Raw genomic sequence first — 16281 nt, 5'->3', positions numbered from 1 at the left:
AAAATCAGCGTATATGCCTAATTGAAATTACATGACCATACCGCCATCAATATGAAGCGTTTGTCCAGTCATATAATTTGCGTCATCCGATGCTAAGAAAGCTACTGCTTTTGCAATATCCTCTGGCTGACCAAGTTTCGCAAGAGGAATCTGTGTTAGCATACCTTGTTTGATATCCTCTGGCAATTGTTCTGTCATTTCTGTTTCGATAAAACCTGGTGCAATAGCATTAACTAAAATATTACGAGAAGCTAATTCCTTTGCCGTCGTTTTCGTTAGTCCAATTACACCTGCTTTAGCCGCAACATAGTTCGCTTGACCAGCATTACCTGCTACACCAACGATGGAAGAAATATTAATAATGCGACCTGCACGTTGCTTCATCATTTGACGTGTGACCGCTTTCGTACAAAGGAAAACACCTTTAAGGTTTGTATTTAATACATCATCCCATTCGTCTTCTTTCATACGCATGATCAAGTTATCTCTTGTAATACCAGCATTATTCACTAAAATATCAAGGGAGCCGTATGTTTTCACAGCAGCATCCATTAATGCTGTCACTTCTTCTGTTTGAGAGATGCTAGCTTGTACAGCAATTGCTTCGCCACCATTTTCTTGAATCATCGCTACTACTTCTTCTGCTTTTGCCTGAGAGCCACTATAGTTCACAACAACCTTAGCACCTTCATCTGCAAGCTTTAAAGCAATAGCACGTCCAATCCCTCTTGAAGCTCCTGTTACAACGGCTACTTTTCCTTCTAATTTACGCATTGATTGACCACTCCTTCGACGCTTCTAAAACTGCTTCTAACGAAGCTTCATCATACACACAATAAGCTGCAACAGAGCGATCAATTTTTTTCAAGAGACCGCTTAATACTTTACCAGGTCCACATTCGATAAAAACGTCAACACCTTGCGCAAGCATTTCACGCATAGAAGCTTCCCATTGAACAGCACTGTATACCTGTTCAACTAGCTCTTGTTGTATTGCTGCTACATCTTTTAATTCCTTCGCCATCACATTGCCAATTACAGGAATTTCAGGTGCAGATAAAGAGATCTCTGCCAATGCTGCTTGCAGTTTCTCTGAAGATGGACGCATTAAATCAGAGTGGAAGGGACCACTTACAACTAAAGGTATTGCTCGTTTTGCTCCAGCTTCTTTAGCAGCAACGCTTGCTTTATCCACACCTTCTTTAGTGCCCGAAATAACAATTTGTCCTGGACAATTCACATTAGCCACCTGAACAGAGTCACCTGATGCTGATACCTGCTCTGTTACCTCGTTCAATGCCTCTAGTTCCATTCCTAAAATTGCCGCCATTGCGCCTTGTCCTGCTGGCACAGCTTCATTCATATAAAGACCTCGTTTATGCACGATTGACACGGCATCATCAAATGACATAACACCTGCTAACACCAATGCACCATATTCTCCAAGTGAATGGCCCGCTGCGTAGTGTGGTTTTATACCTGCTGCGCGTAACTTTTCAGCCACCATTACACCAGTAGTAAGTAGTGCTGGCTGTGCATGATATGTCAGTGTTAACTCTTCTGCTGGACCTTCTAACATTAATTTAGATAATTCAAATTGAAGAGCTTGATCTGCGCGATCATAAAATGCTTTACTTTCTGCAGCATTCTCAACAAATTCTTGACCCATTCCAACTACTTGTGAACCCTGTCCTGGAAAAATAAATGCTATTTTTGTCATTTGAATAATCCCCTTTGCTTAATCAATTTCTATGTGGCGTACTGTCTCGGTAATCGTCGAAATAACCGTATGCTCTACCATCGTATTGGCTTGTCGAATGGCACTGAAAATCGCTTTTGCATTTGATGATCCATGTGCCTTAATAACAGGTGCTTGTAAGCCAAACAATCCTGCGCCACCATATTCTGTATAGTCCATTTTATTTTTTAAGTCACGTAAATTATTTTTCATGAGCGCTGCTGAAATTTTCGTTTTCGTTGAAGACATAAAGGCCTCTTTTAACATAGAAAATAAAGCACCTGCTGTCCCTTCAATAGACTTCAACACCATATTTCCTGTAAAGCCATCTGTTACAACAACATCAGCTACTCCTTCAAGTAAATCACGTGCTTCTACATTTCCAATAAAATTAAAATCTGCTTCCTTCAATAATTCGAAGGTAGCTTTTGTTAATTCATTCCCTTTTTTATCCTCGGTACCGATATTTAATAAGCCAATTCGAGGTTTTTGTAAACCTCCAACCTTTTTAGCATAAATATCTCCCATAATGGCATATTGCACTAAATGCTCTGGGCGAGCATCTGCATTCGCCCCTAAATCAAGCATTAAAAACCCTTTACCGTCTAATGTTGGTAGCGTTGTAGCTAATGCTGGTCTGGCTATTCCCTCAATGCGACCTACTTTAAATAGGCCACCCGCCATCAGGGCCCCTGTATTGCCTGCAGAAAGGCAAGCATCTGCTTTACCCTCTTCAACAGCATCCATCATACGCGCCATTGAAGAATCTTTTTTTCTACGAACAGCACGGGCAGGATCATCAGTTCCTTCTACTACTTCCTCACAATGTATAACCTTTAATCGATCATGTTGTTTTAAAAATGGTTCCAGCTTATCTTGATGACCATATAGTTGAATTTCTAAGTTTGGAATTTGCTCTAATGCTAAAAGTGCACCTTCAACAACTGATTTTGGTGCATTGTCTCCACCCATTCCATCAAGCGCTAATTTCATTGTTACTCACCTTTACCTTTCGTGCGGTACATATCAAACTCACCAACAAAAACGGTTTCACCATTAACGGTAGATGTTACCTCAACTTTTGTTCGATGTGTTTGTTCATCTCGTCCGATAACAATCGCTTTTGTAATAACACGATTTCCAGCTCGTACAGGTTTCACAAACGTAATATTGGAATGTACGGTTAATGCTAGTTCGTCATCAATTACTGCAACCGCTAATGAATTTGCTTGCGCAAACAAATGATGCCCACGTGCGATGCCATTACGCTGAAAAACATGCTCTTCTTGTACATCAAAAATCGAGAGTGCTCGATGATCTAATTCAATATCTACTATCTCCCCAATGACCTCATCAATCGGGAGAGATTTCACTTCATTTTCATAGCTTTTTGAAGCAACGTCTTTAATTCGCTCGCGTAATTCTGGTATTGATAATTCCATACGGTCTAAACGAATTGTTTGGACACTTACCTGAAACTGTGTTGCTAGCTGTTCATCTGTGACGAATGGATTTTCAGCTATCGTTTCAGATAGTAGTCGCTGTCGCTCTTTTTTCGTTCGTCTCAACTTCATTCGCCACCTTTTGAGTTGTTATTAGCACTTGGTACTAATATCAGTATATAGAGTATAAAAAAAGAATGCAAGACTTGTTTTGAAATCAAGTACTTACACTCTTTCTTTGCTAACAAGCTTCCCACATTAATCGAAGCGCTCTCCTTGTAAAACACCAGTATCTTCTAGCATTTTACGCAAGTATTGATAGTCGTCATCCTGCCAAAACGCTTTTGTTTCAAGCATTTCTGAGGCATCTTTTCTAGCGGTCTCCAATATACGATAATCATGTACTAAATCAGCTACTTTAAAATCAGGTAAACCACTTTGCTTTCTACCAAAAAAGTCTCCTGGCCCCCTTAATTCAAGATCTTTTTCAGCTAAACGGAAACCATCATTTGTTTCTGTCATCGATTGCATACGTTCTTTCCCCTCATCAGACTTAGGATCTGCAAGTAAGATACAGTATGATTGGTGCTCACCACGACCAACGCGACCTCGAAGCTGATGCAACTGTGCTAAGCCAAAGCGTTCAGCATCATAGACAATCATAAAGGTAGCGTTTGGTACATTTACTCCTACCTCTACAACGGTTGTAGAAACTAAAACTTGAATAGTCCCTTCACTAAAAGCACGCATAACCGCATCTTTTTCATCAGCTGATAAACGCCCATGCATTAAACCGACATGATAACGTTCTTTAAAATAAGTCGCTAGCTGCTCATAAATTTCCACAGCATTCTGAACATCAAGCTTATCAGATTCCTCAATAAGCGGACAAATCGCATAGGCTTGTCTTCCAGCCGCTAACTCTATTTCTAGCTTAGATAAAACGGAGCCGAATTGTTCTTTCTTCATCCAATGCGTTTCAATCTGCTTACGCCCTGCTGGCATTTCATCAATCATCGATACGTCCATTTCCCCAAATGCAGTAATAGCTAATGTTCGTGGTATCGGGGTAGCTGTCATAAAAAGCACATCGGGATTCTCCCCTTTATCACGCAAAATACGTCGTTGCTCCACACCAAAGCGATGCTGTTCATCCGTGATGATAAAGCCAAGTTTATGAAAAATAACATCTGGCTGGATTAGTGCATGTGTACCAATAACAATATCAAGATCTCCATTTGCCAAATCAGCTAATATCGCACGTCGCTCTTTTGTTTTAGTGGATCCGGATAAGAGTGCAACACGAACGCCAAATGGTTGGAACCATTCTTTCAAATTCTCTAAGTGCTGTTCCGCTAATATTTCAGTTGGTGCCATTAAGGCGCCTTGAAAACCTGCTGTTACGGCCGCATATAGCCCTATTGCTGCTACGACGGTTTTACCTGAACCTACATCCCCTTGTAGCAAGCGATTCATTCGATGTGGTTCCTTCAAATCCTTACAAATTTCATTCACCACGCGCTTTTGAGCATTCGTTAATTCATAGGGTAAGGAAGCGATAAAATCTCGTAACTTATGCACATTAAATTGAATAACTGTACCGTGTTCACTATCCTTCCTTATTTTCCGTAAAGCTTGAATACGCAATTGGAAATTTAATAGCTCCTCATAGGCAAAGCGTCTCCTTGCTTGTTTAGCATGTTCAGCATTCAGTGGAAAATGAATACCCTCCAAGCCCTCTCTTATTGAAACAAGCTTATACGACTCTTGTAAATAATATGGAATGGTCTCTGGCAGTACTTCCCCACAATCGTCTAACACTTGTCGCATATATTTTCGAAATCTTTTTTGGGGGATCAAACCTTTCAGACTATAGACAGGCTCAAAGTCAACTTGATCTGTTTTAGGACCAAATGTAACTGAAGTGCCATTGATTACTTGTCTACCACGATCCCATTTACCAGTCACCGTAATAATGGAACCAGGTACAAGCTTTTGCTTTAAATAGCCCTGATTGAAAAATACGACTTTCACTAAATGTCTTCCTGCTAAAACAGTTACTTGGAGTCTTGACTTATTGCGACCTAAAAATAAAATCGTAGGCTCCCGCTCCACCTTACACTCAACTGTAACCCGTTCGTTATGTGGTGTTTGTGCTAAATCTTTTAAACGAAAATCTTCATGTCGATGTGGGAACGTCCATAATAAATCAGCTATTGTATTGATTCCTAGTGATTCAAGATGGGCTGCTGTTTCTTTCCCGACGCCTTTTAATTCATTGACGGGTCCATATAATTCAGTCATCTTATCCCACAACTCCCTTCATTGATTGTTTATGTAGTGTTATACTCTCTCTATCTAATTTACCATAAATTATTTCACTAACCCTACACATAAGCAAAAACCCTACCAATGATTGATAGGGTTAAGCTTTTGATTATTTAATTTCACAGGAGAAACATGTAATTTCTTTCACATATTGCTCATCAACTTCTATTCCTAATCCAGCTTTATCGCTTAACTGCAGGATGTCTTTATAGTATGTAACATTTGCCACATCTTTTACAAACATTAATGGTCCGACCATCTCGTTTGTATGGATTATCGACTTACTGATGGCTAGGTGTGCCCCAGCCATTGTTCCGATTGCTGATTCAACCATAGAGCCTACTTGACAAGGCATCTCTGCAGCCTCCGCAAGACTTGCAAGAGCTAGAGCTGGATAGATTCCACCTGATTTCATCAATTTTATATTTAGCATATCCGCAGCACGCATTTCTATGACATCGACTAAATCATAAATAGTATGAACACCCTCGTCTACCATAATACTACAAGGTGAAAGGGCTCTAATTTCTTTTAACGCTCTTAAATCATGTGCTTTTACTGGTTGCTCGTACCAATCTACATGACAAGTTGTAGTTTCTCTAATTACTTTTAGTGTCTCCATCCTATTCCAACCTTGATTGGCATCTACCCGCAGTTGCACCTCATCACCTATTGCTTCTCTTACCGCACGAATACGAGCAATATCTAAATCAGCATTTGTACCAACCTTAATTTTAATATTACGGAAACCCGATTTTACAAATTCACTTGCATCTTGAGCCATTTCCTCTGGACTCTTAATACTAATTACTCTTGGCACCTGTAATTCCTCATGTGCTTTTCCACCAATTAATTGATAAACTGGTTGACCAGTCATTTTCCCCATTAAATCATAGAGCGCAATGTCCAATGCGGCTTTTGCTGAAGGGACTCCATCAATTTTTTCATTAAACTTTTTATGAATACGATCTACTGCAAATGGATCTTCATTAATCAATAATGGTGCTAATTCATGTTTAATAACGTGATACGTGCTCTCCCAAGTTTCACCCGTCACATTTTGATCAGGCACAGCTTCGCCCCAGCCAACTACACCCTCATCCGTCTCTATTCTGGTAAGAATAGTTGGCATATCATCTAAATGAACATAAGAAATAACGAATGGTTCCTTTAATTGTAAACGTGCTGCAAACACTTCAATCTTTTTTATCACGATGTAAAACTCCTTTTCGTATAAATAGTCTGATTATTTATGTTGCAAGATAATATTTATAAATAGTTGAATCGCATCAGGGAAAACATCTTCATCTAGATCAAATCGTGGATGATGGTGTGGATATTGGCTTTTGTCACCACCCATACCTACAAAAACAAATGCTCCAGGCTTATGTTGTAAATAATAAGAAAAATCTTCTCCACCCATGACTGGTTCGACTACCTTAAATGCGGTATCTCCAAATTGTTCCCGTACAATCGATTCAATAAATCGCGATTGTGTTGGATCATTGACGAGCGGAGGTGTTCCTAAAATAAAATCGATTTTTCCTTCTGCTCCAAATGCTCGGCAAATTCCTTCTGTTAAACTTACCATTTTCGTTTTAATGATTTTTACAGTGTTCGGTGTCAATGCTCTGATCGTTCCAGTTAATTTTGCTGTATCAGGAATAATATTATAAGTGGTTCCCGCTTGTATATTACCAACTGTAATGACACCCGCATCGATAGGATTGACATTTCTACTTATGATACTTTGAAAAGCTTGCATTAAATGGCTGGCTATATAAATAGGATCAATTGTTTCATGTGGCATTGATCCATGGCCACCATACCCTTGAATTATAATTTCAAAATCATCAATAGAAGCCATCATCGGCCCATGTGTTAAACCTATCTTTCCTTTCTCTAAACCTTGCCATAAGTGAATGCCAAAAATAGCATCTACATCTTCCAACACACCTTTTTGAATTAATAAATCAGCACCACTTGGGGTGATTTCCTCTGCCGATTGAAATATAAGCTTGATATTCGGCTCGATTTTCTCTCTATTTAAGCTTACCCATGTTGCAACTGCTAATAAAATCGCAGTATGACCATCATGGCCACACATATGAGCAACACCTTGCCTGTCTGAAATGTACGGTTTGTCTCCCTCTTCTTTTATAGGTAAGGCATCTATATCGGCACGTAATGCAATAGTTTTTGTTCCCTTTGTCCCTTTTATAAATGCCACTACACCTGGAGGCTCATAATCTAGAATTTCTATATCTAACTCCTCTAGTCTTTTGCGAATAAACGCACTTGTTTCGTATTCTTCCCCAGAAAGCTCTGGGTATTGGTGCAGATGACGGCGATCCTCTATTGCCTTTTCTGTTAATTTTTTTATATTCATTATTTCCATTGTTAAACTCCTTTAGAAAGGTCCGTATTGTATGACTTGTGCAATGATGAGCGATATTACCGCAACTGTTACTTGAATAAGCATAAACGGAAAAATCCACTTTATCCATTTACCCCAAGGGATACCCGCAATTGATAATCCCGCCATTAAAAAACCTACTGTTGGGAAAATAATATTCGACATACCATCTCCAAATTGATAGGCAAGTACGGCTGTTTGTCTTGTAACACCAATCATATCTGATAAAGGCGCCATAATTGGCATCGTTAAGGCAGCCTGTCCACTTCCTGATGGTACTAAAAAATTTAAAAATAACTGAAAAATAAACATCCCTACTGCATTTAGTACAGGTGGAACTGAATCAAGTAATGCAGATGTGTAAAAGAGAATTGTATCAATCAATCCTGAGTTATTGAAAATCACTAAAATAGACTGAGCTAACCCAATGATAAGAGCGCCACCAACTAAATCCCCTGCACCCTTCATAAATGAATTAGCAATATGCGAAGGTGATAATTTGCCAATAATACCCATTAAAATACCAAACAATAAAAATAAACCAGCTATTTCAGTAATGTACCAACCTAGTTTTACAACCCCGTACATCAATACGATAAAATTCAAAAGAAATGTAGCCATAACAAGCTTATGTCTGATTTCCATTTTCGAATTCCCCTGTACGAAATCACCCTCATCATTGCGGGAATTTCCATAAAATCCAAGTTCAGGATTGTTTTTCACTTTTTTTGCATAGCGATAAACATATATTGTTGCTACTGTGTATAAGACAATAAAAATGACAATTCGAAAAGCAACTCCCGAAAATAAAGGCAAGCCCGCAATCTCTTGTGCTATTCCTACTGTAAACGGATTCATAACAGCTGCCGAAAATCCGACAGATGCACCAAGAATAACAATAGCAAAACCTGTAATTGCATCAAACCCTAGGGCAACAGCAAGCGGTGCAAGAATCCCTACATATACAATCGTTTCATCAGACATCCCCATTAATGACCCAGCACAGGCGAAAAACAACATTAATACTGGTATTATTAACATTTCGCGTTTAGCCATTTTTACAGATAGCATGGCGATAAAGGATTCTAATGCTCCTGTGGCTGATAGTATTCCAAAGGTACCTCCTACTATCAATACGAAGAAAATAATACTTGCTCCTTGCATCATGCCAGAATGTACACTGCTAAAAATATCTAAAAAGCCAATGGGGTTCATATCTGTAAAACTAAATGTCCCAGGTTGAATCACTTGACGTCCATTAACTTCTTCCCGTTGAAATGAACCAGCTGGAATAAAATACGTTAAAATGGATGATACAACAATAAGGCAAAAGATTAACACATAAACATTAATTCCTTTTTGTTGCTCTATTTCTTTATTAGCTATAAATTTACTCATTCGCCATCCTCCTTAGTTGAATCATTGATTAAAAACAAATTTTCATGACCACTATCAATGCGTAACATATCTCTCCAACATAAAAAGCCATCCCCTTTTTTTGAAATTTCCGTCTTATTCATTGTAATTGATAAAAAAATAAATAAAAAATTACTATTTTAAATAGTTACTATTGATAAATTTACATATAAATTCATCGGGATACATCCAAAAATGAAAAAGAACGTTACATCCCTGCGGTTTCACCAGGCTGCAACATTCTTTTCATTTTTCGATATACAAACTAATTAAATTGTTTTCCAAGTATCTTTAACTAAATCAATAAATGTGCTTACATTACTAAATGTTTTAGCATTTTGTGGAAAAATTAAATAGGTAGGTAACTTTTTAGGGAATCGGTACAGAACTTGAAGACTCCCTTTGGTTACCTCTTTTTGTATAATAATATCACTCAACAAGGCTAGACCCACTTGTTCCAATACTGCTCTCTTAATTGCTTCCTCGCTTCCAAATTCCACTACTGTTTGTGGCTTACACTTAATTTCTTGCAGGCAGCTGACAATACAGTCATCCATTCCATAGGTTATAAAGGGATAATCATCGAATATTTCCTGCACATTACGATCCTTTATAATAAGCGGATTTCCAACCAATACTAAATCCTCTTCCTCCAATAAAATCCCCTCTACACCAGCGTAACTAGGGTGTCCAGCTACAAAACCTATATCTGCTTGATTTGAACTCACAAGTTTGGCTGTTTCTTTACTATTGGCACAAAGAAGTTTTAGGTTTACCTGAGGGTACTGTTTTAAAAACGAGCCGATAATATGCGATAAATAATAGCCACAATAAAACTCTGGTGCAGCGATTGTCAAATGACCAAATGGCTTTTCGAAATTCTTCAAATCCTGTTCCATTTCTTCAATAATCCCAAATAATTGATCTGTATGTTCCTTTACTATTTTTCCTACTTGAGAAAGAAACATTTTCTTGCCCATTCGATTAATTAAGATATGCCCTAACTCTTCCTCTAACGCTTTAATCTGTTGGCTAATTGTAGGCTGGCTATAATTTAAAATTTCAGCCGCTTTTGTAAAGTTGAGGTAAGTTGAAACAACATGAAATGTTTTCAAATTACGCAAATCCATCTCTATTCACGTCCCTGCTATATAATTAAGATAAATACATTCCCTTATTAAAATTTAATTATACTTAAATCGACTATGTACGTAAGAGGGTTTTTCTTTCCAGTAAGCTATCCATCAACACAAAAAACATGCTACCTATTTAGATAGCATGTTTCTTATTTTTTATTGAAGGGCTTTAATGCTTTGTAAGCCACCATTTTCAAGAATGGCTTTACTGATCGCCTTACCTGTTGGTGTTGCTGCTAGACCGCCTCGTGCCGTCTCTTTAAGATTAGGACTCATAGATTGTCCAATGCGATACATAGCACCAATTACTTCATCACATGGAATACGACTTGTTACACCAGCAAGTGCCATATCGGCCGCTACTAGGGAGTTAGATGCTCCCATAGCATTACGTTTAACACAAGGGACTTCAACCAAGCCAGCCACTGGGTCACAGACAAGACCTAGCATGTTTTTTAGTGTAATGGCAAACGCTTCGGAACATTGCTGTGGTGTACCTCCAGCCATTTCGACAATAGCAGCGGCAGCCATACCTGCAGCTGAACCAACCTCTGCCTGACAACCGCCAGCAGCCCCAGAAATGGAAGCGTTATTGGCTACCACAAATCCAAATGCTCCTGACGTAAATAGATAACGAATCATTTGATCACGAGTTGGATTTAGTTTGTTTTTTACTGCAAACAGTGTTCCTGGTACTACACCTGCTGAACCTGCTGTTGGTGTTGCACAGATTGTTCCCATTGCAGCATTTACTTCATTAGTTGCAACCGCTTTACTTACTGCATCTAATAATAAATCACCTGAAAGTGACTTTCCTTGTGCAATATAATTTTGAAGTAATACGGCATCCCCACCAGTTAAACCTGTTACTGATTGCACACCTTGTAATCCACGTTCAATTGCTTCTTCCATCACTGTTAGATTTCGATCCATTTGCTGGATGATTTCTTCACGTGTTCTACCAGTTATCAATATTTCCTGTTCAATCATAATTTCTGATATTAATTTATCTTCTTTCTCTGCTCGTTCAACAAGTTCACGAACATTATGAAATAAAACGTCCATCACGGGACACCTCCTTAGTTATTAATTTTTGAGACCTTTGTAATATATGGAATTAAAGATATTTGCTGTAGCACCTTATCCTCAATGTTTTGATCAACTTCAATTACCATTAAAGCAGTTAAACCACGTTCGATACGTGATACCTCCATATGCCCAATGTTGACTTCATGCATCGCCAAACAATTGGCTACATTGGCAATACAGCCAGCACGATCATCATGAACAACAAGAATAGCTGGCATACCACCAGTTAAACGTAACTTAAAGCCATTGACTTCACTGACTTCAATTTTTCCGCCACCAATTGAAATACCGACTACTGACATTTCCCCTTCATCGTCTCCAATGACAAGTCGAGCCGTATTTGGATGCTCAGTATTAGCTGTTTCAGGAATGAATTCGTATTCTAATCCTGCTTTTTTGGCATCTTCAAATGCCGTTTTAATGCGATCATCAAATGTATCGTAATTTAATAAGCCTCCTACAATTGCAACATCTGTACCATGCCCTCTATACGTTTCTGCAAATGATCCATATAAATGAATTTTTGCCCATTTAGGTTGTCTACCAAATAAATCCCTTGCAACACGCCCAATGCGAGCTGCTCCTGCCGTATGAGAGGAGGAAGGCCCAATCATGACTGGTCCAATAATATCAAATACTGAAGTAAACTTCATACAAACACCCCTCTATTCTATCCGTATAATAATATTTATTTTTATTTATATCATGCTTGATAGGTACTATAAAAGTAAAGCATTTAATTTATCAACTTTCAGAAAATTACCACTACTATAATTTATAGTAAATATTTATGCTCATTTATTGTCCGCACCATATATACACAACTATGAAAGCGTTGATAATCCAATATTTCCAAATTTTATATCCTGTGGGTACGTACATTGAATGATTCATATTTAGTACGTTTTTAATAAATTTAATCCAACATTCTCTTTGTAGCATAAACAAAAGCAGTACACGTTTTGTGCACTGCTTTCTTTACGGAATAGCAAAGTAGCATGTAATTATTCTACTGAAATAATATATGGATATAACCCTTGTTTGCCATTAAATAATTCAACTTCTACATCTGGATAGTTCTCTTCTATGAAAGCTACCAACTCAGAGGCAGCTTGTTCAGTTGTATCTTCACCATAGATCACTGTAACAATCTCAGCATCTTCATCGACTAAATCCTTAATTACTTTTTCAGCTGCATCCTTTAGTGCTGGTGTAGAAAGGACAATTTTACCTTCTGCCAATGCCATAAAATCATCTTTGCGAATTTCAACACCATCAATAGATGTATCACGCACTGCATAGGTAACTTGACCTGTCTTCACATTTGCAAATGCTTCTGACATTGTTTTTTTATTTATATCAACAGCCGCCTCTGGGTTAAACGCTAAAATCGCTGCCATTCCTTGAGGTATCGTCTTAGTAGGAACAACTGCTGCATCAATTTCTAATAGTTCAACCGCTTGCTCTGCTGCCATCACTATATTTTTATTATTCGGTAAGATTAATACTTTTTCTGCCCCGATTTCTTGTACAGCTTTCACGATATCTTCAGTTGAAGGATTCATTGTTTGACCGCCTTCAATGACATAGGAAGCACCGATAGAGCGCAGTAAATCTGCTACACCCTCACCCATAGCAATCGTGACAATAGCATACGGATGCTTTTCTACTTTTTTGGTAGGCGTGGGCGCTTTATGTTCTTCACCCACGATTGCTGAATGCTGCTCACGCATATTATCAACTTTAATTTTTATAAGACTACCGTATTTTTGGCCAATCGATAGAACAGAACCTGGTTGCTCGGAATGGATATGAACCTTCGCAATTTCCTCATCTGAAATAACAAGTAAAGAATCACCTAAAGGATTTAATTCATTACGGAATTGTTCTTCATTAAAAGGTTCTTTTCCTTCTTCTAAGCGTACCATTATCTCTGTACAGTAACCAAATTCAATATCAGCAGTGTTCATGAAATCTTGGGCTCTATGATGTTCTGCATTGATTAAATCATCTAGCGTCGCATCATTTTTCTCCGGAAGAGCCTCCCCCTTCAAGGAAGCTAAAAATCCTTCATACACAAATAGTAAGCCTTGACCACCACTATCTACCACACCCACTTCTTTTAAAACAGGCAGTAGGTCAGGTGTACGATCCAACGATGCCTTTGCCTCTGCTGTAAAAGCTTCCATTACGGCAATGATATCGTTTTCAGTTTCTGCTACTTCTAGACCTTTTTTCGCAGCTTCACGTGCCACCGTTAATATCGTTCCTTCTACTGGCTTCATAACAGCTTTATATGCCGTATCAACACCCGCTTGGAATGCTCCAGCAAAGCCCTTTGCATCAATTATTGACTCCTTCTCAATAAACTTCCCAAAACCACGGAATAACTGAGATAGAATAACGCCTGAATTCCCACGCGCTCCCATTAACAAGCCTTTTGATAATGCCTGTGCTGTTTTACCAATATGCTCTGAAGCAGCATGCTCTGTTTCCTTTGCACCAGATGTCATCGATAAGTTCATATTTGTACCTGTATCACCATCTGGAACAGGGAAAACATTTAATGAATCTACATAATTTGCATTTTGGTATAGGTGATGCGCCCCCATTTGTACCATTTCAGCAAACTTTATACCGTCTAAAGACTGCATTCGATTTAGTTCCTCCTCTTAATTCGCTACACGAACGCCCTGTACAAAGATATTGACAGATTTTACGCTCATACCTAATGTTTTATCTACTGTATATTTCACTTTCGATTGTACTTGATAAGCCACTTCCGAAATTTTTGTTCCGTAACTAACAATAATGTACATATCTATATGTAAATCGTCGTCCTGTTGTCGAATTACAACACCTTTTGCGAAGTTTTCTTTACGTAAAATATCAGTTAGACCATCACGAATTTGATGTTTAGATGCCATGCCAACAATACCGTAGCATTCTACAGCAGCTCCACCAGCAATTTGTGCAAGTACATCTGTTGAAATATCAATTTGGCCGAATTCATTGTTTAATTCAATTGACATAGAAATGCCTCCTTGGCTCTTTTTGACTAAACTATATTGTAACACTTTCGTTATAATTTAAGCAACCTAAGGGGGTATTGAAGGGCTTCGTAGCAACGTTTTATGACTTCAAATAGACGCATTTGCTTCTTCATCAAAAATTGCCATTTTGCAGAAATAGTTATTTCGTCCGTTTTGCTTTGCCAAATATAGCGCTTGGTCAGCTAATTCACAACATGTTTGTAAATGCTCATATTTTGCGATTTTAGCTTGACACATTCCAATACTAACAGTAACTTGTTGGGCAATAGTAGATTGTAAATGCGGGATATTAAGTTGTCGAATTTCTTCTAAAATTTCTTCACATACAGGTTCAGCAACCTTATGAGTATGCTGGCTTATCATAACAAATTCCTCGCCACCCCAACGGGCAACAAATGCATTATACTTCCCTGCAATTTCCTCCAATAGAGATGCGACTTTGACAATTGCAGCATCTCCCTGCAAATGTCCATAATAATCATTAAATTTTTTAAAGCAATCAATATCAATCATTATGACTGTTAAAGGTTGTGTTTGATAAAGTTGCTGTCCTATCTTATTCAATTTTTGATTAAATGCACGTCGATTAGGTAGATTCGTTAAAGAATCTTTTAATGCTTGCTCTGCCAATTCATTATTTTTAATAGCCAACAATTCTGATAGTCGCTTCGTTTTGGTCATTTCCTCATTCAATAAAATATGCTGGGTATGGATTTGTTTACGAACCTTATAGGTCTGATATTGAATCATTACACCAATAGGTATTAATAATGACATGGGTAATATAATTTTTATATTTTCACTCGATATTCCAGCACTCATATATGCACTCACAATAATGGCTGATGCAGAAAGCAAAATAATCCAGACAATTTTTCGTAAAGGTAATGCGAATACCGTACAAATAATGATTAAAATAACCTCATACAGTGCTGCATGACGGAAAAAGTAAACATCTAATACCGATATCGCAGTAATCAATAGCATTATTGTGTAAATATAAACAACAACCAACCGTTCATACTTCTGTATATTAACAGGAGTAATATGAATTCGCTTTTCTCGGATAAATAATAATACTGCAACATTTATATAAAACATGGCAATATGAATGGCAATATAGACGGGAACCATGGCTCTTTCCGCCTTCACAAAAAATACCTCTCCATAATGTATTAACGAAATAATGGCTGATACATACATGAGTGTCCAAGCAACTATTCTCATCCCTTTTAAATTCGACTGAACCATTTCTTCGCGAATAGAAAAAGCTAATTTTTCTTGATTTTCCATCATGCTCTCTCCTCATGCCCACTTTCAAATAATTATAATGTCCTATATGTATCGTCATGATAACGAAAAATACAAGTCATTCTAAATTTTTCTGATAAATAAAAAAGTTGATACCTTTATAGCATCAACTTTTTACATTGTATTCAATTAAATATCGAAAAATTTATATGGCTAAAATAAGCTTTTAATAAGCGTGTCAAGCATAACAGGCATCTCTTTAAACGCACTATCCACATGCAATCTCTCTGTTTTTTGATGGGCATCCTTACCAAATGGGCCGACATTTAAGACAGGACCTTGTAATGCCGCCATCTCTTTGAATGGAATATGATACGTATCGCCCCATACGGGTGTGTTCCGCTCAAATGCT

At 37.9% G+C, this 16281-nt stretch carries 14 protein-coding genes and 1 pseudogene; all 15 read right to left on the bottom strand.

Going from position 1 to position 16281, the window contains the following annotated elements; translation table 11 throughout:
- Positions 1-27 precede the first annotated feature (27 nt).
- Positions 28-774, bottom strand: coding sequence for a 3-oxoacyl-[acyl-carrier-protein] reductase (gene fabG, locus RCJ95_RS22800; RefSeq protein WP_221683432.1), 747 nt, complete (start codon positions 772-774; stop codon positions 28-30).
- Positions 767-1720, bottom strand: coding sequence for an ACP S-malonyltransferase (fabD, locus tag RCJ95_RS22795; RefSeq protein WP_221683431.1), 954 nt, complete (start codon positions 1718-1720; stop codon positions 767-769). The genes fabG and fabD overlap by 8 nt, the downstream gene beginning before the upstream one ends.
- An 18-nt stretch (positions 1721-1738) precedes the next feature.
- Positions 1739-2731 (bottom strand): phosphate acyltransferase PlsX, encoded by a 993-nt coding sequence (gene plsX, locus RCJ95_RS22790; protein ID WP_257521296.1) that lies wholly within the window; start codon positions 2729-2731, stop codon positions 1739-1741.
- Between the two features lie 2 nt (positions 2732-2733).
- On the bottom strand, positions 2734-3306 hold the full coding sequence (gene fapR / locus RCJ95_RS22785) for a transcription factor FapR (RefSeq protein ID WP_202341667.1): 573 nt from the start codon (positions 3304-3306) through the stop codon (positions 2734-2736).
- Between the two features lie 132 nt (positions 3307-3438).
- A complete protein-coding gene (gene recG, locus RCJ95_RS22780) occupies positions 3439-5484 on the bottom strand; it encodes an ATP-dependent DNA helicase RecG (RefSeq protein ID WP_446722809.1) in 2046 nt (681 codons plus the stop codon).
- 133 nt (positions 5485-5617) lie between these two features.
- Positions 5618-6721 (bottom strand): mandelate racemase/muconate lactonizing enzyme family protein, encoded by a 1104-nt coding sequence (locus tag RCJ95_RS22775; RefSeq protein WP_257521294.1) that lies wholly within the window; start codon positions 6719-6721, stop codon positions 5618-5620.
- Positions 6722-6754: 33 nt separating this feature from the next.
- A complete protein-coding gene (locus RCJ95_RS22770; protein ID WP_221683427.1) occupies positions 6755-7906 on the bottom strand; it encodes a M20 metallopeptidase family protein in 1152 nt (383 codons plus the stop codon).
- Between the two features lie 12 nt (positions 7907-7918).
- Entirely contained in the window at positions 7919-9322 is a 1404-nt protein-coding gene (locus RCJ95_RS22765) for a YfcC family protein (RefSeq protein ID WP_446722808.1), read from the bottom strand.
- Positions 9323-9609: 287 nt separating this feature from the next.
- A complete protein-coding gene (locus tag RCJ95_RS22760; protein ID WP_221683425.1) occupies positions 9610-10470 on the bottom strand; it encodes a LysR family transcriptional regulator in 861 nt (286 codons plus the stop codon).
- A 162-nt stretch (positions 10471-10632) separates the two neighbouring features.
- Positions 10633-11541, bottom strand: a complete 909-nt coding sequence (gene sdaAA / locus RCJ95_RS22755) for an L-serine ammonia-lyase, iron-sulfur-dependent, subunit alpha (RefSeq protein ID WP_202341671.1) — start codon at positions 11539-11541, stop codon at positions 10633-10635.
- Between the two features lie 14 nt (positions 11542-11555).
- The gene (gene sdaAB / locus RCJ95_RS22750; RefSeq protein ID WP_004269429.1) at positions 11556-12218 is read right to left on the bottom strand and encodes an L-serine ammonia-lyase, iron-sulfur-dependent subunit beta; all 663 of its coding nucleotides are present in this window, start codon (positions 12216-12218) and stop codon (positions 11556-11558) included.
- A gap of 351 nt (positions 12219-12569) precedes the next feature.
- Positions 12570-14219, bottom strand: a complete 1650-nt coding sequence (locus RCJ95_RS22745) for a DAK2 domain-containing protein (protein WP_446722807.1) — start codon at positions 14217-14219, stop codon at positions 12570-12572.
- Between the two features lie 18 nt (positions 14220-14237).
- A complete protein-coding gene (locus RCJ95_RS22740; protein WP_004269431.1) occupies positions 14238-14597 on the bottom strand; it encodes an Asp23/Gls24 family envelope stress response protein in 360 nt (119 codons plus the stop codon).
- A 108-nt stretch (positions 14598-14705) separates the two neighbouring features.
- Entirely contained in the window at positions 14706-15911 is a 1206-nt protein-coding gene (locus RCJ95_RS22735; protein WP_221683423.1) for a GGDEF domain-containing protein, read from the bottom strand.
- A gap of 171 nt (positions 15912-16082) precedes the next feature.
- A pseudogene (locus RCJ95_RS22730) lies at positions 16083-16281 on the bottom strand (amino acid degradation protein); the annotation flags it as partial.

Source organism: Lysinibacillus sp. BSL11, from assembly GCF_052928325.1.
The sequence above is the reverse complement of the archived record's forward strand: the minus strand, read 5'-3'. Positions and strand labels throughout refer to the sequence as shown.

Bases quoted from the DNA above. Each gene is read 5' to 3' on its own strand.
- fabG (WP_221683432.1), bottom strand. From the start codon at position 774: ATGCGTAAATTAGAAGGAAAAGTAGCCGTTGTAACAGGAGCTTCAAGA.
- fabD (WP_221683431.1), bottom strand. From the start codon at position 1,720: ATGACAAAAATAGCATTTATTTTTCCAGGACAGGGTTCACAAGTAGTT.
- plsX (WP_257521296.1), bottom strand. From the start codon at position 2,731: ATGAAATTAGCGCTTGATGGAATGGGTGGAGACAATGCACCAAAATCA.
- recG (WP_446722809.1), bottom strand. From the start codon at position 5,484: ATGACTGAATTATATGGACCCGTCAATGAATTAAAAGGCGTCGGGAAA.
- RCJ95_RS22770 (WP_221683427.1), bottom strand. From the start codon at position 7,906: ATGGAAATAATGAATATAAAAAAATTAACAGAAAAGGCAATAGAGGAT.
- RCJ95_RS22765 (WP_446722808.1), bottom strand. From the start codon at position 9,322: ATGAGTAAATTTATAGCTAATAAAGAAATAGAGCAACAAAAAGGAATT.
- RCJ95_RS22760 (WP_221683425.1), bottom strand. From the start codon at position 10,470: ATGGATTTGCGTAATTTGAAAACATTTCATGTTGTTTCAACTTACCTC.
- sdaAA (WP_202341671.1), bottom strand. From the start codon at position 11,541: ATGGACGTTTTATTTCATAATGTTCGTGAACTTGTTGAACGAGCAGAG.
- sdaAB (WP_004269429.1), bottom strand. From the start codon at position 12,218: ATGAAGTTTACTTCAGTATTTGATATTATTGGACCAGTCATGATTGGG.
- RCJ95_RS22745 (WP_446722807.1), bottom strand. From the start codon at position 14,219: ATGCAGTCTTTAGACGGTATAAAGTTTGCTGAAATGGTACAAATGGGG.
- RCJ95_RS22740 (WP_004269431.1), bottom strand. From the start codon at position 14,597: ATGTCAATTGAATTAAACAATGAATTCGGCCAAATTGATATTTCAACA.
- RCJ95_RS22735 (WP_221683423.1), bottom strand. From the start codon at position 15,911: ATGGAAAATCAAGAAAAATTAGCTTTTTCTATTCGCGAAGAAATGGTT.